The sequence below is a fragment of the Psychroflexus sp. MES1-P1E genome (assembly GCF_002836055.1).
Lineage (GTDB): Bacteria > Bacteroidota > Bacteroidia > Flavobacteriales > Flavobacteriaceae > Psychroflexus.
Map to the genome: position 1 here is coordinate 17,392 of NZ_PJBS01000160.1, position 26,334 is coordinate 43,725.

The 26,334-nt window shown below is 36.5% G+C and carries 22 protein-coding genes; 12 read left to right on the top strand and 10 right to left on the bottom strand.

Annotation, left to right across the window (positions count from 1 at the left end; genetic code table 11):
* The first annotated feature begins 58 nt into the window (after window positions 1-58).
* The 4 genes from CXF67_RS06830 (at window position 59) to CXF67_RS06845 (ending at window position 6,235) form a co-directional block, all read left to right on the top strand.
* The gene (locus CXF67_RS06830; protein ID WP_102088071.1) at window positions 59-3,304 is read left to right on the top strand and encodes a T9SS type A sorting domain-containing protein; all 3,246 of its coding nucleotides are present in this window, start codon (window positions 59-61) and stop codon (window positions 3,302-3,304) included.
* 69 nt (window positions 3,305-3,373) lie between these two features.
* Window positions 3,374-4,090 carry a tRNA1(Val) (adenine(37)-N6)-methyltransferase gene (locus CXF67_RS06835; protein WP_102088072.1) on the top strand — a complete coding sequence of 239 codons (717 nt, stop codon included), beginning with the start codon at window positions 3,374-3,376 and terminating at the stop codon, window positions 4,088-4,090.
* Between the two features lie 91 nt (window positions 4,091-4,181).
* The gene (locus CXF67_RS06840) at window positions 4,182-5,360 is read left to right on the top strand and encodes an acyl-CoA dehydrogenase family protein (RefSeq protein WP_102088073.1); all 1,179 of its coding nucleotides are present in this window, start codon (window positions 4,182-4,184) and stop codon (window positions 5,358-5,360) included.
* A gap of 89 nt (window positions 5,361-5,449) precedes the next feature.
* Window positions 5,450-6,235: a DUF3050 domain-containing protein gene (locus CXF67_RS06845; protein WP_102088074.1), complete on the top strand. Its 786-nt coding sequence runs from the start codon at window positions 5,450-5,452 to the stop codon at window positions 6,233-6,235.
* Window positions 6,236-6,404: 169 nt separating this feature from the next.
* On the opposite strand, the gene CXF67_RS06850 is transcribed toward CXF67_RS06845, so the two are convergent.
* From CXF67_RS06850 to CXF67_RS18735, 8 genes are all read right to left on the bottom strand, one after another.
* On the bottom strand, window positions 6,405-6,734 hold the full coding sequence (locus CXF67_RS06850; RefSeq protein ID WP_102088075.1) for a 2Fe-2S iron-sulfur cluster-binding family protein: 330 nt from the start codon (window positions 6,732-6,734) through the stop codon (window positions 6,405-6,407).
* A gap of 141 nt (window positions 6,735-6,875) precedes the next feature.
* A complete protein-coding gene (locus CXF67_RS06855; protein WP_102088076.1) occupies window positions 6,876-7,937 on the bottom strand; it encodes an NAD(P)/FAD-dependent oxidoreductase in 1,062 nt (353 codons plus the stop codon).
* A gap of 42 nt (window positions 7,938-7,979) precedes the next feature.
* On the bottom strand, window positions 7,980-8,240 hold the full coding sequence (locus CXF67_RS06860) for a NifU family protein (RefSeq protein ID WP_180957915.1): 261 nt from the start codon (window positions 8,238-8,240) through the stop codon (window positions 7,980-7,982).
* Window positions 8,240-9,385 carry an Mrp/NBP35 family ATP-binding protein gene (locus CXF67_RS06865; protein ID WP_102088078.1) on the bottom strand — a complete coding sequence of 382 codons (1,146 nt, stop codon included), beginning with the start codon at window positions 9,383-9,385 and terminating at the stop codon, window positions 8,240-8,242. Before CXF67_RS06865 ends, CXF67_RS06860 begins: the two co-directional genes overlap by 1 nt.
* Before the next feature lie 144 nt (window positions 9,386-9,529).
* A complete protein-coding gene (locus CXF67_RS06870; RefSeq protein WP_102088079.1) occupies window positions 9,530-10,507 on the bottom strand; it encodes an acyl transferase in 978 nt (325 codons plus the stop codon).
* Window positions 10,508-10,582: 75 nt separating this feature from the next.
* Window positions 10,583-10,765 carry a T9SS type A sorting domain-containing protein gene (locus CXF67_RS18725; protein WP_257984616.1) on the bottom strand — a complete coding sequence of 61 codons (183 nt, stop codon included), beginning with the start codon at window positions 10,763-10,765 and terminating at the stop codon, window positions 10,583-10,585.
* A 210-nt stretch (window positions 10,766-10,975) separates the two neighbouring features.
* Window positions 10,976-11,188, bottom strand: a complete 213-nt coding sequence (locus CXF67_RS18730; protein WP_257984617.1) for a hypothetical protein — start codon at window positions 11,186-11,188, stop codon at window positions 10,976-10,978.
* 349 nt (window positions 11,189-11,537) lie between these two features.
* The gene (locus CXF67_RS18735; protein WP_257984618.1) at window positions 11,538-11,822 is read right to left on the bottom strand and encodes a hypothetical protein; all 285 of its coding nucleotides are present in this window, start codon (window positions 11,820-11,822) and stop codon (window positions 11,538-11,540) included.
* A 302-nt stretch (window positions 11,823-12,124) separates the two neighbouring features.
* On the opposite strand from CXF67_RS18735, the gene CXF67_RS06880 reads away from it, so the two are divergent.
* The 4 genes from CXF67_RS06880 to CXF67_RS06895 all read left to right on the top strand — a co-directional run bounded on the left by CXF67_RS06880 (window position 12,125) and on the right by CXF67_RS06895 (window position 18,399).
* The gene (locus tag CXF67_RS06880; RefSeq protein WP_102088080.1) at window positions 12,125-13,393 is read left to right on the top strand and encodes a hypothetical protein; all 1,269 of its coding nucleotides are present in this window, start codon (window positions 12,125-12,127) and stop codon (window positions 13,391-13,393) included.
* 85 nt (window positions 13,394-13,478) lie between these two features.
* Window positions 13,479-16,316 (top strand): TonB-dependent receptor, encoded by a 2,838-nt coding sequence (locus tag CXF67_RS06885; protein ID WP_102088081.1) that lies wholly within the window; start codon window positions 13,479-13,481, stop codon window positions 16,314-16,316.
* Between the two features lie 320 nt (window positions 16,317-16,636).
* Complete coding sequence (locus CXF67_RS06890) at window positions 16,637-17,323, top strand: response regulator transcription factor (protein WP_102088082.1); 687 nt, start codon at window positions 16,637-16,639, stop codon at window positions 17,321-17,323.
* Window positions 17,320-18,399, top strand: a complete 1,080-nt coding sequence (locus CXF67_RS06895; protein ID WP_102088083.1) for a sensor histidine kinase — start codon at window positions 17,320-17,322, stop codon at window positions 18,397-18,399. Before CXF67_RS06890 ends, CXF67_RS06895 begins: the two co-directional genes overlap by 4 nt.
* Here the strand turns inward: CXF67_RS06895 and CXF67_RS06900 are convergent.
* Window positions 18,338-19,399 (bottom strand): glycosyltransferase, encoded by a 1,062-nt coding sequence (locus tag CXF67_RS06900; RefSeq protein WP_102088084.1) that lies wholly within the window; start codon window positions 19,397-19,399, stop codon window positions 18,338-18,340. The two genes, CXF67_RS06895 and CXF67_RS06900, sit on opposite strands and share 62 nt — an antisense overlap.
* Before the next feature lie 61 nt (window positions 19,400-19,460).
* Between CXF67_RS06900 and trmB the strand changes: the two genes are divergently transcribed.
* The 4 genes from trmB (at window position 19,461) to CXF67_RS06920 (ending at window position 24,739) form a co-directional block, all read left to right on the top strand.
* A complete protein-coding gene (gene trmB, locus CXF67_RS06905; protein ID WP_102088085.1) occupies window positions 19,461-20,138 on the top strand; it encodes a tRNA (guanosine(46)-N7)-methyltransferase TrmB in 678 nt (225 codons plus the stop codon).
* 8 nt (window positions 20,139-20,146) lie between these two features.
* Complete coding sequence (locus tag CXF67_RS06910) at window positions 20,147-20,770, top strand: LysE family translocator (RefSeq protein ID WP_102088086.1); 624 nt, start codon at window positions 20,147-20,149, stop codon at window positions 20,768-20,770.
* A complete protein-coding gene (locus CXF67_RS06915; protein WP_102088087.1) occupies window positions 20,771-21,112 on the top strand; it encodes an MGMT family protein in 342 nt (113 codons plus the stop codon).
* A gap of 222 nt (window positions 21,113-21,334) precedes the next feature.
* A complete protein-coding gene (locus CXF67_RS06920) occupies window positions 21,335-24,739 on the top strand; it encodes a hypothetical protein (protein WP_102088088.1) in 3,405 nt (1,134 codons plus the stop codon).
* Here CXF67_RS06920 and CXF67_RS06925 read toward each other — a convergent pair.
* Entirely contained in the window at window positions 24,736-26,271 is a 1,536-nt protein-coding gene (locus CXF67_RS06925) for a lytic transglycosylase domain-containing protein (RefSeq protein ID WP_102088089.1), read from the bottom strand. The genes CXF67_RS06920 and CXF67_RS06925 overlap by 4 nt on opposite strands.
* Between the last annotated feature and the right edge of the window lie 63 nt (window positions 26,272-26,334).

The window sequence follows — 26,334 nt, forward strand, 5'->3', positions numbered from 1 at the left end:
TATATTATATTTGTTTTCAATTATGTTATGATTTGTATAATGTATAATTGCTTGAATTATGAAAAAAATTACTCTATTCCTAGCACTAATCCTCTCTGTATCTATCCAAGCCCAAGTCACAGAAATCTGGACAGACTACGGTGGGTTTTGGAATTCGTCATCCACCAATTTTAATACTGTCCGACCTGATAACTCTCACAACTTATTGGCGTTTAGGGTTGGGAATCCTGGGACTATTTATTCTACGGGGGTAGATGATGCGAAGTTGGATAATAATAATATTACTTATACACCACTAACAATAAGAGCATTGCCAATTGCTACACTGCCAACAACAGTAGCAGGTGCTTATTTTGTTGGTTTAGGGCAATTGGCAGATGGGATTGATAACGGCGTAGATAATAGTTCTACAAGCCCATTTCCTGCCATTACCCAAGGTTCGGAAGTTGCTAGTTTTTTAACACGAGGGCTACAAGGCTTAGATTTAGGTTCTTCTCTAACAAATATTCCGTCAGGGACTAGTTCAAGATTTAACTTGAGTAGCGGAGGTATTAAAACATCACAGCTTAATGATGGTAGTCCTGATATATTAGTAAGTCAAATTGCAGAGCCTAGTGGCACAGATATATTAAAATTTGTAGACTCTAACGGAGATACTGTAGGAAATTCTGTTGGTATTAATTTAGATAATAGTACATCTTTTCCTGCAGTTGGTGGTTGGACTTCTGATTTATATAAATTCGACAGTACACAAAACAAAACTGGTCGTGTAAATACAGATAGGAATTTACGATTTTTTGCAGTAGATTTAAATAGTTTTGGGATAACTATTGCAAATGCAGTTAATGCCGTGGCTTTAATTTATGAACCAGGAGGACGATCAGATCCTGCTTTTATTGCCTTTAACGAGCCTTCGCTTGGGGTGGCGAGTCAACTCGCGGTCAACTCTCAACCTACAGAGCAAGAGTGCGACGGTACTCTTGCTGACCCAATTGTAGTTCAAGTAGAAGACTCTGATGGTTTTGCTGTACCACAAGATAATATTGAAATCACAGCTACTTTGGCAACAGGCCCTGGTGATTTATTGGGAACTCTTGTAAAATTAACTATTGGAAATGGTACAGTAAGCTTTGATGATTTACAATTTAGCGTAGGTGGTACACATACCATAGAATTTTCATATTCTAGTTTAGAGACAGCAATAACAACTGCAATTTCTTTTCCGGCATCTTGTTCAGGAGATCCCGTAGAGTGGTCGGGAGATGTTAGCACTGCTTGGAATAACGTCAATAACTGGGTAGGTGGAGAAATTCCTAATGCCAATTTTGATGTTATCATTCCTAATGGACGCCCTAGATACCCAGTTTTAGACTCAGATGCTGGTGCCAATGATTTAGAGATGGCAGATGCAACGTCCATTACCTTAAATGGACAACTTTTTGCCATTAACGGTTCTATGGCAAATATAGCTTCGGGAGCCTTTGTGGACGGATCTGCAGCAGGCTCAACCTTGTTTTTTTCAAATCAGGATGCCGCCCAAATAATACCATCAGGTTTTATTTCTGGAGATTTATCCAACTTAACTGTAGAAAACCCAGATGGTGTCACTACAGACTCAGATATATCTCTGTTAGAGGTGTTTAGCCTAATACAGGGTAATTTTACAATTCCTTCATCATCAACATTTACCTTCAGGAGTTCAGCTGCCAAAACAGCTGTGCTTGGTATAGTGTCGTCTGGTTCTAGTATAAGTGGCTGTGTCGTGATAGAGCGGTTTATACCAAGTGGAACTAGAGCGTTTAGATTTATATCTTCACCAGTCACTACCACTGTTTCTTGTGGAAAGCCAACGATACAAGACAACTTGCAGGAAGGTGGCCAAATAACTGATATTGAAAATACTCCTGTTGTTGATCCAAATCCAGGTTACGGAATCCATATTACGGGATCAACAACTGGCGCAAATGGATTTGATGCCACTAATACAGGAAATACATCTATGTTTACATTCGCTGAATCAACACAAGCTTGGGTAAATATTCCCAATACAGATATAGACGGACTTTCCTCTGGACAGTCCTTTTTATCTCTTATAAGGGGAAGTAGAGCCTTAGACCTCACTGTTGATAACATCCAATTTGGACCAGATACAAGATTGAGATTTACAGGAGTATTAGCCACAGGAGATTGGAGTGTAGAGTCCAGTGATCTTGGTCCAGATCTAGAAGATTTTAGTTTTATAGGAAATCCTTATCAAGCCCAAATTGACTTAAAAGCGTTCTTGGAGGGCAATAACGTAAGTGGTCTAAAAACAGATTATATTTATGTTTATGATCCAACTTTAGGAGAATCTGGTAGCTATGTTACGGTGGACTTATCAACAAACAACGGTACGCCCAACGTTGCGTCTGCCGCTGATAAATATTTGCAACCCCATCAAGCATTTTTTGCTGAGACTAAAGCGACTAATCCATCAGTGACTTTTGGTGAGATTTACAAAAAGACAGGTGCTTTGGCATCCGTAGGAAATGCTGTTTTCAGAGCACCTACGTCTAATGGTTCTTTGAACACAGAGCTAAATATTAATTTGAAAAGGAATGTAGATCTCGAGAGTTTCTTAGTAGATGGGGCTAGACTTGTAATGCACGATTATTATTCCAATGAAGTGAATGATAAAGATGCGCTCAAGTTTTCCAATTATGAAGAGTCCATTGCATTATTAAATTCTCTAGATGGGATTGAGGACTACTTGTCTGTAGAAAAAAGAGCGACGCCTATAGAAGGTGAAGTTGTTCAATTAAGTATTTGGAATTATTTTACCCCAAACAATACTTTAAGATCCACGAGCTATACTTTAAGTATAAAAGCAAGTCAACTCAACCAGATAGTTAGTCTTGTGGACAATTACACCGAGCAAATTATCGAGCTTGCACAAAATGATGAAACAACTGATTATAGTTTCGAAATTTATAGTGCTATCCCGAATAGTTATGATTTCAATAGATTTAAATTAGTCTTTGGAAAAACAACGCTTTCGGTTAACAATCCCATAGAGTTGGAAAGTTTCAAATTGTACCCCAACCCAAGTGCAGATAATCGCTTTACTATTTCTTTACCTAAGTTTATGAGTCAAGAAGTAAGTGTTGAAGTCTACGATATGTTGGGTAGAAATGTTTTTTCAGAAAACTATAAAACAGATTCGGGACGGATCGATGTTTATGCCAAAGCTTTGACTTCTGGTATCTATTTAGTTAAACTTTCTTCGGAAGATCTTCAAGCTACTAAAAAGCTGATCATTAAATAAGGTTATTTATTATTAACACCAAAAGCACGTTTTGTAAAAAAGCGTGCTTTTTTATTTAAAACCCATACAGTGACAAATATCTTTAAATTCAAAGATTTTGAAGTTCGCCAATCTCAATCCTCTATGAAAATAGGGACGGATGCAGTGCTTTTAGGAGCATGGACAAAAATACCTGAAACGGTCCAAAGTATATTAGATGTTGGAGCTGGTACAGGAATATTAGCCCTGCAGATGGCTCAAAGAAGTTTTGCTGAAACCATCGATGCTGTTGAGATTGATCCGGATGCTTTTGAAGAATGTGTTGATAACTTTGAAAATAGTCCTTGGGGAGATAGATTGTATTGTTACCATTCAGATTTTTATAGTTTTACCGAAGAAATGGAAGAAACATACGACCTCATTATTAGCAATCCGCCTTTTTTTGAAGTTTCTAAGAATCTTTCAACGAAAGGAAGGTCAACAGCCAGAAGTCAAACTGACTTAAATTTTGAAACTCTACTGTTGGGTGTTAACCACCTATTACACCAAGAGGGAACCTTATCTGTAATAGTGCCTTACGCTGCTAGTGAAGGTTTTATAAAAATAGCAGCTAGATTTGATTTGTATCCAAATCAAATTTTAAATGTAAGAGGCCATTCATCTTCACCGCTTAAGCGATCGCTTATTAATTTCAGAAGAAATAAAGAAGAGAATATTATTCAAAACGAATTGGTTATTGAGCTGGAAAGACATGTCTATACCCGAGATTATATAGATTTAGTTAAAGATTTCTATTTAAAGATGTGATTATTTACGATTTAATCAAAATAATAACAAAGCTTCACAGATGTTCATAATTCTATTCATTAAATTTGTGAACAACATTTGAAAAAAAATTATGAGACAAGATACGTTCCAAGCTCCAGATTACTATGAAATCGACGATTTGCTCACCGAAGAACACCGGATGATTCGTCAAGCTGCTCGTGACTGGGTAAAGCGCGATGTAAGTCCAATTATAGAAGAGGCTGCACAAAAAGCAGAATTTCCAAAGTCAATCATCAAAGGGTTATCAAATATTGGTGCTTTTGGTCCCTACATTCCAGAAGAGTATGGCGGTGCTGGACTAGATCAGATTTCTTACGGTTTAATCATGCAAGAAATAGAGCGTGGTGATAGTGGCGTAAGGTCTACAGCTTCTGTTCAATCTTCTTTGGTTATGTTTCCTATTTATGAATTCGGAACTGAAGAGCAGCGGAAGAAATTCTTACCAAAATTAGCTTCAGGAGAGTTTATGGGATCGTTTGGGTTAACCGAACCTGATCATGGTTCTAATCCAAGTGGTATGACAACTCATTTTGTAGATAAAGGAGATCATTATTTACTTAATGGAGCGAAAATGTGGATTTCCAACTCCCCATTTTGTGATATTGCTGTGGTTTGGGCTAAAAACGAAGAAGGTAGAATTCATGGACTTATTGTAGAGCGTGGTATGGAAGGGTTTTCCACTCCTGAAACTCATAACAAATGGTCCCTTAGAGCTTCTGCAACTGGTGAATTGATTTTCCAAGATGTAAAAGTTCCTAAAGAAAATTTGCTTCCAGGTAAAAGTGGCTTAGGAGCGCCATTGTTATGTTTAGATTCAGCTCGATATGGTATAGCCTGGGGTGCTATTGGAGCGGCTATGGATTGTTACGATACTGCTCTGCGGTATGCCAAAGAACGTATTCAATTTGGAAAACCTATTGCTGGTTTTCAATTACAACAAAAGAAACTAGCTGAAATGATTACTGAAATTACAAAAGCACAGCTTTTGGCGTTGAGATTAGGTCAGTTGAAAAACGAAGGAAAAGCCTCTACTGCTCAAATTTCTATGGCTAAACGAAATAATGTAGAAATGGCTATTCATATTGCCAGAGAATCGCGGCAAATTCTTGGTGGAATGGGAATTACAGGAGACTATAGCATCATGCGCCATATGATGAATCTCGAGAGTGTAATTACTTACGAAGGAACTCACGATATTCACTTATTGATTACAGGACTTGACATTACAGGTCTATCTGCTTTCAAATAAGTAGAATATCTTTTAAAGAAAATATAAAAATTGCAGCCAGTTGAACTTGTTTTAACTGGTTTTTTTATTTTTGTATAAATTACACAAAGATGAATCAGGTTGATGAAGTACAAGTAAGTTTAAAAGAGTTAAGAGACCAACTTATGGGTCACATGTTATATAAAGATGTTGAGAGCCCACAGGATTTAAAAATCTTTATGGAGCACCATGTTTTTGCAGTTTGGGATTTTATGTCCTTATTAAAGTCGCTTCAAACACAACTCACCTGTACGACTTCACCATGGGTTCCTATAGGAAATCCAAAGCATAGATATCTTATAAATGAAATTGTCTTGGCAGAAGAAACAGACCTCAATTCTTATGGTGAGCGCCAAAGTCACTTTGAGATGTATTTGGATGCCATGAAAAAGGCTGAATCCTCAACTAAAGTCATTCATGAGTTTGTTAACCAAATACAAGAAGGGACTGACATTTTTTCGGTAATCTCTACTAGCGATTTACCGATTTCAGTCAAAGAATTTATGTTGTTTACATTTAATGTTATCAAAAGAAACAAACCTCATGAGATTGCTGCTTGTTTTACATTTGGTAGAGAAGAATTGATTCCAGATATGTTTACCTCTATCATAGGTGAAATACAAAAGAACTTTCCAAAAGAGGATTTAAGTTTGTTTAAATACTATTTCGATAGGCATATTGAATTGGATGCAGACGAACACGGTCCTATGGCCTTAGAATTAATCACAGAGTTGTGTGGTTCAGATAAGCAGAAGTGGAAAGAAGTAGAGGTTTGCTCACGAGAAGCTTTAGAAAAGAGGTTAGGCTTATGGAACGGGATCGCTAAAGAAATAAATTACTACAAGGCTATTGCCTAAAAAAAAGCCTCATCATCCCAAATCCCATCCCTAACCCTTCCCCAAGGAAAGGGGAAAATCCCCACCCTACCCCCAAAGGTGAGGAGAAAAGAAACTGAGTGAAAATTATTTTCCCTTTGGGGGATAGGTGAATTTCTCCCTCCTTTGGAGGGAGCTAGAGGGATGATTTTTACTCCTCACTAGGAGCTAATTCCACTTTAAGGCCTTCTAAATCTTCAGTAATAGGGAGCTGGCAGCTTAATCTACTATTATCTTCAACATAGAAAGCTTCAGCTAGCATAGCTTCTTCTTCATCTCCTTTTTCTGGAAGTGGAGTGATAGATTGTATATAGCACTGGCAAGAGGCGCACATTGCCATGCCACCACAGATGCCAATAGAGCCCTCAGGAGCAAGTTCATAAGAACGAATAACCTCCATGAGATTCATAGCCATATCTGTGGGAGCATCAACTAAGTGGGATGTTCCTTCCCGATCGACTATTGTAATTTTTACATCCATAAGAAATCTCCAATCAAAGGTTAATTTGGTAAACAAAAGCACTGTGTCTGTAGATACATGTTGAGTACTTCTATGATGATTTTAAACAAAACACCTTGCTAAGATTGTTCCTAGCAAGGTGAGATTATTTATGACATACCATTAATCAATACTTCTAACTACGGCTTTAGGGGCTTCTTTTTTGGTCCCATCAAATCCAGTCACACCACCTACTGTTGTGTATTTCATCACATAGCGTTTATCAGGATGGATTCTTCGAAAAGCACTTTGACACATAAGCGTAGCTTCATGAAAACCACATAAAATTAACTTCAATTTTCCAGGATAAATATTCACATCTCCAATAGCGTATATTCCAGGGATATTGGTTTGATAATCTAAGGTGTTATCGACTTTTATAGCATTCTTTTCAATTTCTAACCCCCAGTTGGCTATAGGACCTAATTTAGGAGATAAACCAAATAATGGAATAAAATAATCTGTATCTAATTCGAAATCCTCTTCAGGATTATTGTTCATCCTTATAGTCACGGACTCTAATTGCTCGTTTCCATATACATTAACAATCTCTGCTGGGGTAATCAATTTTATTTTACCAATGTCTTTTAGTTCTTTCACACGGTCTACAGACTCTAGAGCCCCTCTGAATTCATTTCGCCTATGGACTAAAGTAACTTCAGAGGCAATATCTGCCAAGTAAATACTCCAATCTAAAGCGGAATCTCCACCGCCAGAAATAACCACAGACTTATCTCTGAACTTCTCAGGATCTTTTACCATGTAGTGAACTCCTTTATTTTCAAACAGAGAAAGATTAGCAATAGGTGGCTTTCTAGGTACAAAGCTCCCTAAACCTCCAGCAATGGCAATGATAGGGGCATGGTGTTGTGTTCCTTGGTCTGTAGTCACAATAAAGCTTCCATCTTCCTGCTTTTCTATATCTTGAGCCTTTTCGCCCAAAGTAAATCCTGGCTGGAAAGATTTGATTTGCTCCATCAAATTATCGACTAGTTGCCCAGCTTTCACCTCAGGAAATCCTGGAATGTCATAAATAGGTTTCTTTGGATAAAGCTCGGATAATTGTCCACCAGGTTGTGGTAGGGCATCTATGATATGACACTTCAGCTTTAATAAACCGGCTTCAAAGACTGCAAAAAGTCCTGTTGGACCGGCGCCTATAATTAGAATATCAGTTTTAATCATACTTTAAAGTAACAGTTGAATAAAAATTAAAGAATTTCACCTTTATTTGTTAGCAAATTGACCTACCGTCACATTTATAACCTCTTTTATTTGAGGAGCATATTTTTTTATCGTCATCTCTACTCCAGACTTTAAGGTCATTTGGTTGACTGTGCAGTCTACGCAAGTTCCTAAAAGTTGAACTTTAACCAGTGAGTCGTCTTCAATAGATAAAAGCTCGATATCTCCACCATCACTTTTCAAAAAAGGACGAATTTCATCTAAAGCAATCTCTACTGTTTTTCTTAATTCTTGACCAGTCATCATATTTTCTTATTTTTAATTGCACTACAACCCGCCATGGTTGTTATCTTAATGGCATCTGTAGGCGGTAAGTTCTTATTTCTATTCACTACTTCTTGCACCGTGTTTTTTGTCAATTCCTTAAAAGACTCACTAAGTGGTGTTCCATCTTGCAAGGCTGCAGGTCGACCGATATCACCTGATTCTCTTAAACTTTGTACCAATGGAATTTCACCTAAAAAAGGCACTCCGATATCTTCAGCAAGATATCTAGCTCCTTTTTCTCCAAAGATATAGTATTTGTTATCAGGTAATTCCTCTGGAGTAAAATAGGCCATATTTTCGCAGATACCTAAAACTGGAACGTTTATGCTTTCCTGTTGAAACATAGACACTGCTTTTTTTGCGTCTGCCAAAGCCACATTTTGTGGGGTGCTTACAATTAAAGCTCCTGTAATGGGCATGGACTGCATAATCGATAAATGAATATCTCCAGTTCCTGGGGGGAGGTCAACTAATAAGAAGTCAAGTTCTCCCCAATCTGAATCAAAAATCATTTGGTTGAGAGCCTTCGCTGCCATAGGTCCTCTCCAAATCACGGCTTCATCGGGTTTGGTAAAAAACCCTATCGATAATATTTTGACACCATAATTCTCAATAGGCTTCATTTTGGATTTACCGTTCTTAGTTACCGAAAGTGGCTTTTCATTAGCGACGTCAAACATTATTGGACCAGATGGGCCGTAAATATCAGCATCTAAAAGTCCTACTTTAAATCCCATCTTAGTTAGAGTTACCGCTAGATTTGCAGTGACTGTAGATTTTCCTACACCTCCTTTACCAGAGGCTACGGCAATAATATTTTGGATCCCAGGGATGGGTTTACCTTTTATTTCATTAGTGGCTTTTTTCTCTTTAGCCTCCACACTTATTTTTACTTCGACTTTAGCTTTTGCGTAAACGTGTTTGTGGATAGCTTTCATTACATCTACCTCTGCACGTTTCTTAATATGTAAGGCAGGAGTAGATAGTTTTAGATCTACAACAACCTCATCGCCAAAAGTGACAATATTTTGTAAAGCTCCGCTTTCTACTATATTTTGCCCTTCTCCTGCAACAGTTATAGTTTCAAGAGCTTTTTTTATGTCGTCTTTATTGAGTTTCATACACTTATAAAAATTCTAATTAAGATTTAATCTAAATGCAAATATACAAGTTTACGATCTATTTATTTATTCTATATGCTATTTTACAGGATTTCTTAGGGATAAATTAACGTGTTGAAAAGTTTAGGGCTAAATCTTATTTCATTAGAGAACCAGCAAATTACAACCTCGAATATCACTTTGATCGAAGCGTCCTAAGATTTCAAATTCTGTGTCGTTGATTTGCTTGCCAAGATCTTGAGTGGCGATAAAAGGGCATGAGTTGAAATTGGCCAGATCAATCACATTAATACCACCTGTACTGCCTAAGCTAAGATAGTGAAAGGGATCTTCTGTATCTCTGATCATAATTTTCATGTGGTCAGGACACTGGAATTTGCTTTGTCCTTGAGAATAGGCCTGAGACAGGAGCTCTGTCATACCATATTCGCTGTGAATGTTCTTTACACCAAAACCTTTGGATAGAACGGCATGAAGTTCTTTACGAATCATTTCTTTACGTCTGCCTTTCATACCTCCTGTTTCCATCACAATGCTGTGCTTCAACTGAAATTTTTTATTTTCAACTAAATCTAATAGAGCAAACGAAACTCCTATAAGTAATACCTTATGCCCTGCATCGTCTATTTTTTGAAGTGTTTCCGAAAGCTGTTCTATTTCATCTAAATAAAAGCCACTCTCTTTAAATGTGCTTCTTTTTATAAAATGATCTACCATATATACCAACGAAGATCCCTCTCTTTCTAAGTAGGAAGGTAGTAAGCCTAAAATGACATAGTCTTCGATAGAACCATAAGCTTCCTCAAAAGTATGAATAAAGCTATCCTCATAAACTCTAAGGTCCTTAACGTAATGTCGACTTTGCTGTTGCCCAGTGGTTCCACTGCTCAAAAAAGTCATTTCAGGAGTGAACTCTTTCGTTTTGACTTGGTGAGTTTTGAAGAATTCGATGGGTAAAAAAGGGATTTCCTTCAAGGTTTGAACCTCTTGTTCTCTGATGTTTAAATAACTGCAAAATTCCTTATAGACAGAATTATACTGAATTTGTTCTTTAAAAAGCTTTAGAGCTATAGTTTGAAAATCTTTTTCTGATTGTATTGAAAAAGGAAAGACAGAAGTCATATATATCAATTGACTTCAAAAGTAATAAAAAAACACCCTGTAGAAAGGGTACTTTAGTTTTAAAAGTATTTCAGTTTAGTCTATAACAATCTTTTTCGTAACAAAAGAGGCTCCTGAAATCACTCTTATAAGGTAAACTCCTGCATTGAAGTTTGATATATTTATAGATCCCGAAGCTTTTGAAGTTAACACGCGTTGTCCAAGAATATTAAAGAGCTGAGCTTCAAAATCATCTGATGTTGAAGATTCTACAGTCAATACTCCGTTAGATACTGGGTTTGGATAAATTATAATGCTGGCAGAGTCAAAATTATTTAGACCTAAAGTTGTCGTAAAGGGTCCGATCGGCCATGGATTTGTAGCAGCACCTTGTGAAGTGTCATCATCATTTTCACCAGTACCACTAAACTCCCAATTGTTAAGGACAAAGGTTCCTCCATATGGCCCTGAATTGTCTTGCTTATAGGATCAGCCATCCTTATACCCCCATGATAAAACTCCACAGACGGTCTGTAATCTTGAAAAAATTTCAGTAGCGGGAACTTCTTCACTAGTTGGTGTTAAGCTTAGGGAGTTTGAGAATGTGATTTGAGACGTTAGCGATAGTACAAAATTTGCAGAGGAGGTGACGGTGATGTTCTCTGTAAGATTTGCCTTGAATAATAAATAATCCTTCAGCATTGACGGGTCAAAATTTCCTTCAAAATAAAATAAGCTAGAAACCTATGGACTGTCTACTATAGAAGCATTTCCGCTACCAGTAGAACTAAACGTACCAAAGGGCATCGCAGTATCGAATTCATCTCCTCCGTTACAAAGGCCTTTCCCCTCCAGAAGGTCAACACCTCCAAAAAGTCAGTTTAAAGGATTAAAATTACTTGCATTTGGAGTTGCACCATTTATTATATAGGTTTAATTTGGTATAAGTGATTCCAGACAGTATTGGATCCGTCAATTCCTTCTTCTCCAAACCTATCGATGACCACATCGTCTAGATTGATAATTTGGAAACCACTATTGCCGTTACTATTTATAGAATCATTGACAAGAATATTAGCTGAGATACCAAATTCTTGTAGGAGAATAGTCTCGTCATTCGTAATTTAAAAAAATCATCACTTGCAGTTCCTAAAGCCGAGATATCAATATTGGTGGTAAATCCATCTCCATTAGATTGTCTCACGATGTTCCATTTTGTAAAATCGACACTGCCCTCTACATAAAATTCCTGAGTTCTACCCTCGGTATTAGGACAGGTAGAATCTATATAACCTGTTATAACAGGATTATGCGCAAAAGCAAAAGAGGAGAACATTAAAACAAATAAAAAGTAATTTTTTTCATACTAGTTTTTTTAAGGTCTACTTAAAAATAACACAAATTTTATAAAAATAAAAAGCTTTTTATCACACTATCAATGAATTAAGGCTTCGGTAAACTTTAAACCCAGTATATGAGGGAGTTTTAAAATTCAAAATAGACAAGGTTAAGCCAGTATTAATAAACCAAGAATCTATTAATCTAAATGAAAGCTTTTGTTAACATCGAGATAACACGGTTACTTCAGTTTGCTTCTAAGTTTGCATTAATAATTAAACAAAAAATAAATTTATCAAAATGAAAAAAATAATTTTATCTGCAGTGTTTATTGCTTCAATCATTATGGCTTCTTGTTCAAGTGATGATGCACTACCTGTTGTTCCACCTGTTGTAGGTGAAGAAATAACAATTTCTGGATCTATTGATGAAGATCAAACTTGGTCCAAAGAGAACGTTTATATATTAGATGGTAAAGTTGTCGTAGATGGTGGAGCTACATTAACTATAGAAGCTGGAACTGTCATTAAGGGAGCTGAAGGAGCACAAACTCAAGCCTCTGCATTAATTGTTGACAGAGATGCAACTTTAAATGCAAATGGTACTGCAGAAGAGCCAATTATTTTCACTACTGTACTGGATGAAATAGTGTCAGGAGAAACAGTAAGTCCTAATTTAAGTGTAAATGACAGAGGCCTTTGGGGTGGAGTTATCGTTTTAGGAAATGCTCCTTCTTCTTTTGAAGGTGATGCTACTGAAGAATTGATCGAAGGAATTCCTGCTGGATCTGGATTTGGATTATATGGAGGTAACGACCCCTCTGATAGTTCAGGAAATATAGAGTACATTTCAATACGTCACGGTGGTGCTAATATTGGAGAAGGTAACGAAATCAATGGTTTAACACTTGGAGGTGTTGGTAATGGTACAGTTATAAATCATATAGAAGTGATTGCTAACTTGGATGACGGTGTTGAATTATTCGGGGGAACTGTAGACGTTTCAAACATTGTTGTTTGGGGAGTAGGAGATGATTCTGTAGATATCGACCAAGCTTATAGCGGTACTGTGAGTAATGTTGCAATTGTAATGACAAATGTATCTGACCACGGTATAGAAATAGATGGACCTGAGGGTTCTGCTACAGGGATGTATACACTAGAAAACGTGACTATATTTTCAGACGATTCAGCTGAAAATGGGACTAGTGGCAAAAGAGAGTTTGCTCAATTCAGATCTAGTGCTATGGGAACTAACAAAAATATATTATTAGTAGGCGGTCTTCCTACGTCTAACTTCACACTACAAGATAACCAAGGTGTTGCAGATAACTATAATGCTGGTAATTTAACTTTTTCAGATATCGAAATTGTACCATCAGCTGGGGTAGCTGATATATCAACACTATTCACAGATTCATCTGGACTAACTACTTTTCAAGACGATGCTGTAGGACAAAATGGATTTGTAACTGAACGAAGCAGTACAGCCGACGCTACTATCGGTGCAAATTTAGGAGTATTTGGATGGACATGGGTTTCTGTAGCAGCTTCTGCTTTAGGATTCTAGTTTTAAAACTTAAAGCTCACCAACAAAATATTGCTCGGCTTTTTTAAAACCGGGCAATATTATTATAATTTATAATTTAAGGTATATGTATAGAATTTTTTTGAACTTTGTTGTTGTTTTAATTTTTGGATTCGGAATTCAAACTATTTCCGCTCAAAATGGAACGATTGAGGGTAAAATATTAGATGGTGAATTAGATGATGTGCTCCCTTTTTCAAATGTTACTGTTAACGGGACAAATAAAGGAAGTACCTCAGATTTTGACGGGTTTTACACTATATCTTTAGAACCTGGCACTTACACTGTAACCTTCTCATTTGTGGGTTATCAAGCCAAAGAAATCACTGAAGTGGTAGTGATAGCAAATGAAACCACCCGCGTGGATGTCACTCTTAATTCTGCAGCAGATAGTCTAGCGGAAGTTGTTATTTCCGTCTCTGCTAGACGAAATACTGAAGCTTCAGTATTGAACTTGCAAAGGAAATCTATAAAAGTGACTGATGGTTTGTCTTTCGAAGGTATCAAAAGAACGGGGGCAAACAATGTCGCTTCAGCAGTTAAAAATATCCCTGGAGTTTCAGTACAAGAGGGGAAGTATGTCTATGTAAGAGGACTTGGAGATCGCTATACCAAATCTATTCTTAATGGAATGGATATCCCTGGGCTTGATCCTGATAGAAATACGCTTCAAATGGATGTCATTCCTTCCAATATTATTGAAAACATAATCATTTCAAAAACAGCTAGTGCTGATATGCCTGCAGACTTCACTGGGGGTGTTGTAGATATCGTAACTAAGGACTTCCCCTCTAGAGAAACCTACAGCTTAAGCGTGGGAGGCTCTTATAATTTTGATATGCATTTCAACTCAAATTATCTACAGGGGAGTTCATCTCCAACCGATTTCTTAGGATTTGATAATGGTAATCGCGATTTACCCGTTTCAGAAAATTTAGATATTCCTGCACCAGTAGGAGATGGATTAAACGATAACGGAGAAAGTATTACGGATATAACCAATCAATTTGATAAAAAACTTGCTGCAGATAGAACAACAAGCCCAGCAAATTTCAACCTAAGTTTATCTGCAGGTAACAATTACGATGTTGGAGAGGGTAATAAACTTGGCTACCAAGCCAATGTATCTTACCGTAATACAACTGAGTATTTTGAACAATTGGAGCAAAATTTCTTTTTTAAACCTATAGATTTAGCGGATACCCAATTAACTCCTAATAGGACTCAAACTGGAGATGTAGGAACTAATAATGTTTTATTAAGTGGTTTGGTTGGACTTTCTTTTAAAACTGAAAAGTCAAAATATAGTTTTAATGTTTTGCACCTTCAAAATGGTGTCTCTAGAGCTGCTAAGTTTAGAACCTTTACATTTATTCAAGACGATATTGAAGTGGTAAGAGATAATATTGAATATACAGAAAAATCTATTACAAATTTAAGTTTGACCGGGTCTCATGTCAATGAAGATGCTTCATGGGAAACCGAATGGGCTTTGTCTCCAAGTTTCTCAAGAATATATGACAAGGATGTGAGGGTTACTCCATTTGAAGTTATTGGAGACAATAATCTCTCTATACGCCCTAGTACAGCCGGTGCCCCTCAGCGACTCTGGAGGAATCTTGAAGAAATCAATCTGGCTGGTAAATTAGACCTCACAAAAAAACATCAACTTTTTGGAAGAGTGGCCAACTTAAAGTTTGGAGCTGCCAATACGTTTAAGCAAAGAGATTTTAGAATTAATAATTACAATATTCTTTTGAAAGGGAACAGTAATACTCCTGTAAATGGAAATCCTGATAACTTATTATTACTTGAAAATATCTGGGTTTCAGAGACGAATAGTGGTTCTTATATTCAAGGTAATTTCGAACCAGCCAATAATTTTGAGTCCTATTCAAATGTTGCCGCTGCTTATGTTTCTGAAGAGTTTAAAATTACTGATAAGTTAAAAAGTGTTTTTGGTCTTAGGTTTGAAAATTATCAGTTGACTTATACTGGGGAAAACAATCAAGGAACTCTAAATTTGAATGAAGAAAAGATTTTAGATGCATCCGATCTTTTTCCTTCTTTAAATTTGATTTATGAATTAAATGAGGAAACTAATTTAAGAGCTTCTTATTACGAAACCACAGCAAGACCTTCTTTTAAAGAGGCTTCTATTGCTCAAATATTCGATCCTTTAAGTGATATTACCTTTATAGGTAATATTGATATACAGCCTTCTTATATTAACAATTTTGATGTAAGATATGAGCGCTATGGAGAAAACGGGCAACTTTTTGCGATAAGCGGTTTTTACAAAGCTTTTAATGATCCTATCGAACTGGTTGCTTTTCCTGAAGCTCCTAACAATTTACAGCCACAAAATGTAAACTCTGCGGATGTTTATGGTGCTGAATTAGAAATAAGAAAAAATTTCGGCTTTATAGCTGAAAGCCTGAAAAATTTCAGTGTGAATGCAAATTTCACTATTATCGAATCTGTTGTAAAAATGTCTCAACAAGAATTTGAATCTAGAAGTCTCGCTGCTAGAGATGGAGAAACTATTGATAATGAGCGAGACTTGCAAGGACAATCTCCTTATCTTATCAACTTAGGCCTTCGATATGATGACGTAAATAAGGGATGGCAAGGGGGACTCTTCTATAACGTTCAAGGGGAAACCTTAGAAGTTGTGGGGATTAGAAATGTCCCAGATGCTTTTACGCAGCCATTTCATAATATGAGTTTTAGACTTTCAAAAGCTTTTGGAGAAGAAAAAAATTCTTCTGTCAACTTTGGATTTAGCAACATCTTAGGGGATGTGATTGAAACCAATTATAATTCTTTTCAGGCTGATTCTAGAACTTACTCTAGAAGAGATCCAGGTCAAGAAATCTCTTTAGGTTACTCCTTCAGTTTTTAATATTTTTTACTACTAATTAGCCAAAAGCTGCTCCATTTAGAGCAGCTTTTTTTATTCCTCACCCCAATTTAAATTTATAATGTCGTGTCAATAAATTGAATTATACTACGACGTAGCTCAGCACAGGTTTTTTGATTCATTAAAGCTAGAATTAATTAGGATAGCTGCGTTGTTTTTTGATAAAAAGCAAGCAAAATGGCAGGTGTCGAATTTGTTTTGTAAAAACGATTTATTGTGGCACCACATTTAAATAGGTACTAACCTTAACTTTATGCTAATATTCAATTTGCTAAATTTGTAATTATCAAAACTTAAACTACATGAAGAAATCTGACATCACTATCCTTGTTGTAGACGACGATCCGGATATTTTGGAAATATTGAGTTACAATCTCAATGCTGAAGGCTACAAAGTGATTACTGCGGAAGATGGCGTCCAAGCTGTAAAAAAAGCTAAAAAGAAAAAGCCTCATTTGGTAATTTTGGATGTGATGATGCCAGAGATGGATGGGATAGAGGCTTGCGAACAAATTAGAGAGACCAAAGGCCTAGAAAACACCGTTATTACCTTTTTAACGGCTAGAGGAGAAGATTATTCTCAAGTGGCAGGATTTGATGCGGGTGCAGACGATTACATAACCAAACCTGTAAAGCCTAAAGTGTTGATGAGTAAAGTAAAAGCTTTGCTTAGGCGATTTAAGTCCAATGTTTCTGAAAAGAACATCTATAAAATTGGAGGAATCGTGATCAACCGTGATGAGTATAAAATTTCCAGTGATGGCATAGAAATGACTTTGCCAAGAAAAGAATTTGAATTGCTATCTTTACTCACTTCAGAACCAAACAAAGTATTCAAAAGAGATGATATTTTGAATACCGTTTGGGGAAGTGAAGTTGTGGTTGGTGGAAGGACCATCGATGTTCACATTCGAAAGTTGAGAGAAAAATTGGGCGACGATAAATTCAAAACAGTGAAAGGCGTTGGCTATAAGTTTGTACATGAATGAGTAAAAAATTAAAAAGGTCTTATAAGTTTGCGCTAAACACCTCTTCGTATATCACCATTTTTCTATCCAGCCTTATTGCGTTATACGAGTATATCAAATTAGAAATCGATCCGGTTTCTATTTTTATTTTTGCTTTGCTTTGTCTTTTATTTTCCTTTTTAATTATTCAGTTAAGGATCGAATTTTTTATTTATAAACGAGTTAAATCGATTTATGATAGTGTTTCTATCTTAGACCAAACGGCAGTTGGTAATCAAAGGGTCACATCAGATATAAAGACTCTTACCGAGGAAGTTGAACGATTTGCAAAAGGTAAAAAATTGGAGATTGAAACCCTAAAAGTAAGAGAAAACTACAGAAAGGAATTTATAGGAAATGTTTCTCACGAACTTAGAACGCCCTTATTCACGGTTCAAGGTTATATTCTCACCCTCCTTGATGGAGCGATAAAAGATAAAAAAGTTAGAAAAAAATACCTTAGCAGGGCTAGTAAAGGGGTAGACCGATTAATTTATATCGTGAAAGATTTGGATATGATCACCAAACTAGAAACTGGTGACCTCAATCTTTATATCGAGACTTTTAATATTTTGGAGCTAACCCAGAATGCCTTTGATTTGCTAGAAATGAAATCTAACAAAAGAGAAATCAGTCTTACATTCGATAAAGACTACCCGCTCACTTTTGTTAAAGCAGATAAAGAACGAATTCAACAAGTGATTACCAATCTCATTGTGAATTCTATCAAATATGGAAAAAAAGGAGGCACTTCTGAAATCAGTTTAGAACAACTGGAGGGAGGCAAAGTCATGTTTAGAGTTACCGATAACGGAGAAGGTATCGAGAAGGAAAATATTCCACGCCTTTTTGAGCGTTTTTTTAGGGTAGATAAAACAGGCTCAAGACGAGAAGGAGGTTCTGGCTTAGGCTTATCTATCGTGAAACATATTATTGAGGCTCACAATGAACAAATCTTTGTAGAAAGCGTTTATGGTATTGGTAGCGAGTTCTCCTTTACCCTTCCAATGTCCGACGAAATGTCTGAAGAGGAAATCGAAGATGCTCGTCAGCTTTAAAGCCTGAATACTGACTTACCTTTTGGAGATCTGAAACCTTGAAATTTTCCTGATCTGAATAAGGAGCAATGCCCAGTTTTTCAAGCCGCTTAGCCAGATACTCTTGCTCTCCTTGGTGAGGTGTTGGTATAAAAAAGGCTTTCTTACCCAAACAAGCGAGGTCCATAACCGAAGAATATCCAGACCTGCATACGACTAGCTTGCTCCTACAGATTAATGCATTGAGTTCTTTAGATTTTAAATGATTGTAAAAGCTAATGTTGGGGAAGTCCTTTAAAGACTCTATGTTATAGACCCCTCTTACTATAACTGTTTTTTTACCGGAGAGACCTTGGAAAGCTGTAATCAAACATTTTTCCAAAGAGGTTCGCAAAGGCTCTGGTCCAGAGATTACGGCTAGGTAATCAATATCTTCGGGAGATTCTATTTTAGAAAACCGACTTAAAACACCAATTCTTTGGGTTGGGACCTCAATTTGTTTAGAATGGCTTAAGACACCACTCAAATCAAAAGTGACTTCAGCATCTGGAATCCAGATTTCGTCATAACGATTGTGGTACTTTGCATTCATAAAAGATGATGCTCTGGAAAATAGTCCAGCTTTAAACTGTAATTGATGAGAAATAATCACCGACTTTATCGGTTTTGAAAAAGCTCCAAATCTGTGATCTGAAATAATCAAATCGACATGATTTTTTTCAGCATAACTCTCAACCAGTATCTCATCTTTTTTGGCTCTTTCTTTTAAACCATGACCTTGCAGAATCAATTTCAGATAAAAGAAAAAACCAGAGCTAGAATAAACGACTTGGCTGGAATTTAACTCTAAGCTGTTTAGGTTTGGGAATTCTCCTTTTAAAAGCTCTAAGGCCGCCCCATCGGAGGCTATACTAACGTTAGCGTCCTGTTCCAAAAAGTAATTTATAATAGGAATGCATCTTGAGGCGTGGCCCAATCCCCAATTGAGAGGGGCAACAAGAACATGAGTAGGAAAGGCCAAGGGTTTTAATTTTGTGTATCGGTAAATTTAACTAATTTTACCTGAAAATTTCAGCAAAAACGTGGGTAGTAAAAATAAACTAAAGCGATTTCAGGATAATGAGGTATTTGATAATGTCATTCAACCTTTGAGATCTGAAATTGTAGATGAGGAGTTCCAATTTAAAGGGAAATGGAAACGTGATTTTTTCAAAAATGATAAGCCTTTAATTTTAGAATTAGGCTGTGGTAAAGGGGAATATACCCTGGGGCTTGCTAAAAGAAACAAGGACTGTAATTATCTAGGTATAGATATAAAAGGGGCTAGATTTTGGAAAGGAGCTAAAACCGCTTTGGAGGGCGATTTGTCCAATGTAGGATTTTTAAGAACTCAAATCGAGTTAGTCGATCAAGTTTTTGCTAAAGGTGAAGTGGATGGAATTTGGATTACCTTTCCCGACCCACAAATCAAATGGAAACGCACCAAGCATAGGATGACCAATCCTCAGTTTTTAAAGAAATACAAGCATATTTTAACTAAGGAAGGGATTATACATCTGAAGACAGATAGCGAATTTATGCATGGCTATACGCTAGGAATTTTAGAAGGCTTAGGACACGAGATCATATATGCTCACCATAATATTTATGTAAATCATGAAGCTCCAGAAGAAGTAGTAGGGATCAAGACTTTTTATGAGCAGCAGTATCTGGATAAGAATAAATTGATAACTTACTTAAAATTTAGACTTAAACCATAACCTTAATCTTGGACTATTTTCAAATCTATATATTAACTTACCTTGCCGCTTTCGTCGGTGTGGTCCCGCCAGGTCTAGTCAACATGAGCGTAGCTAAAACCTGTTTAGAAAGAGGGCGTAGAAATGGAACCTTGATGGCTTTAGGGGCTTCTTCTGTAGTTTTATTCCAGGCTTTATTAGCTGTTGTAATTTCAAAATATATCTTTTCACATCCTTATGTGAAAAGTATGTTTCTTAAAACGGGTATTGCGATATTAATTTTAATGTTCATTTATTTCCTGCTTTCAGCCAACCGTAAGAAAAATAAGCAAAGCATTAAAGAAAGAACAGGGACCAAGAGTTTTTTTACTGGGATTTTAGTATCATCCCTTAATATTTTCCCCATACCTTATTTCGTCCTTATGTCTACTTTATTAAGCAATAATTTCGAGATAAAGTTCAGTCTTATGAACGATATTTTCTTTGCGATAACAGCGGCCTTAGGAACGCTATCCACTCTTTATCTATATGTGATTTTTATTATGAAAATAGATGGGAAGACAGAATTATTTAAGAGGTACTCTAACTATTTTATGGCGGTATTAATGTTGATTCTTGTTATTGTGTCTTGGATTCGCTTATCTCATATATAAATGGCAAAATCAGATTTTTTTGAAAAGGTCTATGAAGTTGTAGCTTTGATTCCTGAAGGCAAAGTAACTAGTTATGGGTCTATAGCTAAAGCGATAGGAGCTGCCAAAAGTTCACGTACAGTCGGATATGCCATGAATGCTTGCGTAAAGTTAGATCGAGATTTACCAGCGCATAGAGTTGTAAATAGAAATGGCGTATTAACAGGTAAGCATCATTTTCCCGGCCAAGGCGTCATGCAAAAGCTACTGGAAGAAGAAGGATTGGAGATAGAAAACGATCAAATTAAAAATTTTAAAAAGTATTTTTGGCAACCTGCTGTAAATGAGAGTTCTGACAGTTAATTCTCGATTTTAGTAAAACTTTAGCTTGTTTATTGTTTCGATAATAGGACTTAAATCCTATATTTGATATAGGATGAAGTTTTTCATAATAGATTGGTTAATTATCAAAGCCTTGGATTTTTTTAAAACCGAGGCTTTGTGTTTTTAGAAACTTTTTTCCGCTTTCCGATTTCTTTTTCACAAGACTTTAAAATATTTTAGTAAAGCTTTAGTTTTACAGACATGAGGCGATATCTTTTAGGTGTGTTTTTATGTTTAGGTTTCTCTTCCTTATTTGGACAGTCGGGACTAGTCGTAAAAACTTTCTCCGTAAAAGACACCATACAGCTAGAAGAAGTAAGTATAAGCCCATTTCAATTTAAAGTTCAGTCTACAGATAGCCTTATTATTGACCCTTCTTTATATACAATCGATTTTCCAGGCTCCCGATTAATTCCTTCTTACAAATTGAAAATGGAACGGGACAGTTTATTAATGACTTACTTTAAATACCCTGAGTTTCTCACCAAAACCTATAAGGGCTTGGATGAAAAGCTTATTGTAGACATCGGTAATCCTGTCGACAATTTATACGAATTGCAGCAAGAAAGGCAACCTAGTAATTTTGTACCCTTCGCGGGACTAAATACGAGTGGTAGTATTTCGAGAGCGATTAGCGTGGGTAATAACCAAAATGCAGTGGTAAGGTCGGAGCTTGACTTGCAGATCTCTGGTAAAATTTCTGAGAATGTGACTCTTCGAGCCTCCATTCAAGATGATAATGCCCCCACACAATCTGGAGGATATACTCAACAGCTGGATGAGTTCGATCAAATCTTTATAGAATTGGAGTCAGATAAATGGAGAATACGAGCTGGCGATATTGATTTAATAGAAAACGAATCTTTTTTCGCCTCCTACACCAAACGAGTACAAGGTTTATTACTATCTGCCGATGTAGGCAATGAAAAACGACAAACAGAAGTTTACGCTGCTGGCGCTTTGGTGAGAGGTGTATTTACAAGAAGTGAATTGACTGCTCAGGAGGGAAATCAAGGTCCTTATAAACTAGTCGGCGAAAGTGGGGAATTATTTGTGTTGATTATTTCTGGTAGTGAAGCGGTTTTTGTGAATGGCAGACAACTCTCTCGAGGAGAGAATGAAGACTATCTCATTGATTATAATGCCGGTGAAATAATTTTTAATTCCACGTTTCCTATAACTTCAGAAATGAGAATCGTGGTAGAGTACCAAGTTTCCGATCGAAATTTCTCTAGAATTGTGGCTACAACTGGCTCTAGATTTAGGTCTGAATCTCTTCAACTGAACGGGTTTCTTTATAATGAAAATGACCTTAAAAATCAGCCCTTACAACAAAGTCTTACAGATGAGCAGGTGAATGCTTTAGAAGACGCAGGAGATAATCAAAGTGAAATGTTTGCACCAAGTGCAGTCCCTTCAGAATATTCAGAAAACAGGATTTTATACGTCAAGGAGCTTCAAAACGGAGAAGAGATTTTTGTTTTTTCCAATGATTCTGAAGCTGAATTGTTTAATGTAAGGTTTACCAACCTAGGATCTAATCAAGGAAATTATGTGCTTTCTAGTCAAAATGCTATTGCCAATATTTATGAATACATACCTCCAGTTGATGGAATTTCTCAAGGAAATTTTGAACCTGTTGTAAGGTTGTTTGCTCCCACCAAGCTCCAAATTGCAATGGTGAACGGTAAGTATTCCCCTTCTGAGAATACCAATATCCAGTTTGAAGTGGCGGCGAGCAATACCGACGATAATTTATTCTCGGATCTGGACCAAGAGGATAATAGAGGCTTAGCTGCCCAAGTGTCAGTTAAGCAAAGCTTGTTTAAATCTAAGGCTAACAAAAAGCTTGATGTGTTTGGTAATTTGAACTTTATTGAAGATTCCTATTCTAGTTTGGAAAGACTTTATAATGTTGAATTTATAAGAGATTGGAATTTATTCGATCCTACAGGAGATCAGCTTTTTGTCGATATGGGGTTCGATTTTCAAAACAATGCTTCAAGCCACACTCAATATAATTTTCAACGTTTAGACTACACAAATGAGTTTAAAGGTTTAAAACATTCTTTAATGACGAGGCAAGTTCTAGATAAGCTCAGTATAAATGCCAAGGCAAGTTACTTGGATAGTGAATCTTCTCGACTTACCTCTAAGTTTGCGAGGGCAACTCTGTCTGGGATTTATGATTTTGGTAAATTTTGGTCTGGATTTCGATATGATCTGGAAGATAATGAAGAAGTGAGTGTGGATAGTAAAGAATTTACTGCTAATACTCAGCGATTTTCAAGTTACGAGGTCTATTCTGGGGTTGGAGATTCTACCGATGTGTATATAGAATTAGGGCATAGATATCGTCAAAATGATAGTTTACGTGCCAATGTCTTGCAGAGTGTAAACACGTCCAGCAATTATTTTATGCGTTCGCAACTAGTCAATTCTAAATCTACAGCCCTTAGAGTTTTTGCTAATTTAAGAAATCTAAAATTTGCAGAAGAAGATCGAGAAGATGAGCAAAGTATTAACTCCAGAGTCACCTTTTCTCAAAATTTATGGGATAGACTTGTCAATCTCAATACTACTTACGAAACCAATAGCGGAAGCATTGCCCAGCAAGAATTCTCTTATGTTGAGGTGGAACCTGGTCAAGGGCAGTATACGTGGATAGATTATAATGAAAATGGCATCCAAGAACTCAATGAGTTTGAAATTGCCCAATTTCAAGATGAGGGGAGGTACGTTAGAATTCTTTTGCCCAATCAAGTGTTTGTGAGTACCAATCAAACTCGCCTAAGCCAGCAGGTTACCCTCAACTTCCTCAAGTGGCAAAACGAAAGGGGATTTAAGAAGTTAGCGTCCAAATTTTATAACCAAACCTCTTTGCTTTTGGATAAAAAATTGAGAAAAGAGGGCAATGCGTTAAGCTTAAATCCATTTGGTGATGATAGTCAAGAGGTGCTAGGAGAAAATACGACGTTTAGAAATATTATTTTCTTTAATAGAAGCTTACAAAAGTTCACAACCTCTTACAATTTCACCAAGAACACGACCAAAAATTTAAGTCTCTTAGGACTCCAAGAAAATTCGAATACCTTACATGAACTCAAATTTATTCATAATTTTAAAGAAAGCTGGTTGCTTACCTTAACTCAGAATATCAACTCTTCTGAAAGTTTTTCGGATCGATTTGAAAATAGAAATTTTATAATTGAGGGCTTTAATCTTAATCCAAAAGTGTCCTATCTGTTAGGTGATAAACGCTTTGATGTCTTCTATGAATTGTCTAAAAATAAAAACCAGCTCGGCGAAATGGAATCCTTAGACCAGCAAACCTTCGGTTTGTCTTTTACGCTTAATAACGCTCAGAAATACAGTATTAATGGGGAGGTGAATTTCATTCAAAATAAATTTGAAGGCAGTGCATTTTCGCCTGTCGCCTATCAGCTATTAGAGGGGTTGCAGCCCAACGATAATTTCACTTGGTCCCTATTTCTACAGAAGAAAATCACAGATTTCCTAGACCTCAATTTAACTTACTTTGGGAGAAAGAGCGAAACTGCCAATGCCATTCATACCGGAAGTGTTCAGCTGAGAGCTTATTTCTAACCCTTGGAAACTTTAAGGGTCATCCCTGGTTTAAGGATGTTACTTTTAAGTTGATTAAGGCTTTTCAAATCTTCTACACTCAAATTTGGGTATTTTTTGGAAATGATCCAAAGCGAATCTCCTGGTTTTACTTTATAAATTTTAGAATCGGTTGAGGAAGAAGTTTCAGTATTTGATTTTTTACTGGATGATTTTGTTTTTCCGATTGCTGTGGTATTTCTAGGGTATATCACCAAACGTTGACCAATACTGAGAGAGTTATTATATAGATTATTCCAACTTCTAATTTCACTAATTTTCACTCTAAATTTCGAAGCAATTCGCCCTAGGAAATCTCCAGATTTCACATAGTAGTTAATTTTGTCTTCCACTTTATAGAATTGTGAAAGAGAGTCTTCAGCTTTGGCTAATTGCTCTTCTGCATACCCATAGATTTTATCTTCGTTGGCAACAAACAACCCAGACTTGGCATAAGGAAGCCTAATGTAGTATGACTTATCATCTTCAAAGGGGACAATTCCTAGCTTGTAGCTAGGATTCAAAAACTCTATAAACTCCCTTTCTGTTTGAGTTACTTCAGCAATTTGGTCTAAAGTGATCATCTTTTTAACTCTAATAGTATCTGTTCCGTAATAGATGGTTTTTGGTCGCTCAGGTTTAAAGCCATGTTCTTCCGCATATTCATACATGTAAAGCATAGCCTGGAAAGAAGGAACATAACCAGCGGTCTCTCTAGGCAAATAACGTCTCAGTTTCCAATAGTTGGTTTCGCCACCACTGCGTCGTATGGCTTTAGACACATTTCCAGGACCAGAATTGTAGGCCGCTAGCGCCAAATCCCAATCGTTAAACATCAGATATAAGCGTTTAAGGTATTGTGCAGCAGCCTCGGTAGAAGCCACAGGATCCATTCGCTCATCGACGTAACTACTTACATCAAGGTCGTACATTTTGCCTGTACTGTACATAAATTGCCATAAGCCAGTAGCACCAGCTCTAGATTTTGCTCTAGGATTTAAGGCAGATTCTACCAGCGCCAAATACTTCATTTCCAAAGGCACATCGTATTTATCTAAAGTGGCTTCAAACATAGGAAAGTAAAATTTGCTCAATCCCATTAGTCGCTCTGTACCTTCTTTTTCTCGTTTTAAAAAATAACTGATAACACTTTCCAAGCTTTCGTTGTATTCTATGTTGAATGGTGTTTTAGCATTCAAAGTGGCTAATCTTTCTTTAAGAAGTTCTGTGGGAAGTTCTTTTATGACCTCACTGGACTCTAAACTATCTTTTATGAGCATTTCCATTCGCTTAGAATAAGATTGATTGATCAGTTGAGATCTCCATACCGAATCTAGATTCATATTTCTTTGATAATCCTCAAGAATAAGTTCCAGAGAATCTCCAGTAATTTTGTGGAATTCTACCTTTTCAGTAGCCCATTTTTTGGCGACTTTCACTTTAGCATCTTGTGCTGAAGAGAGAAGACATGATAAAAGAATAGCAAACAAGGAAATCAAAGATTTGTGGGTCATAAAAATGTATGTATTTTGTATTTCAAATTTAATTTTAAAAACTGGATTTCTATGATAAAACTT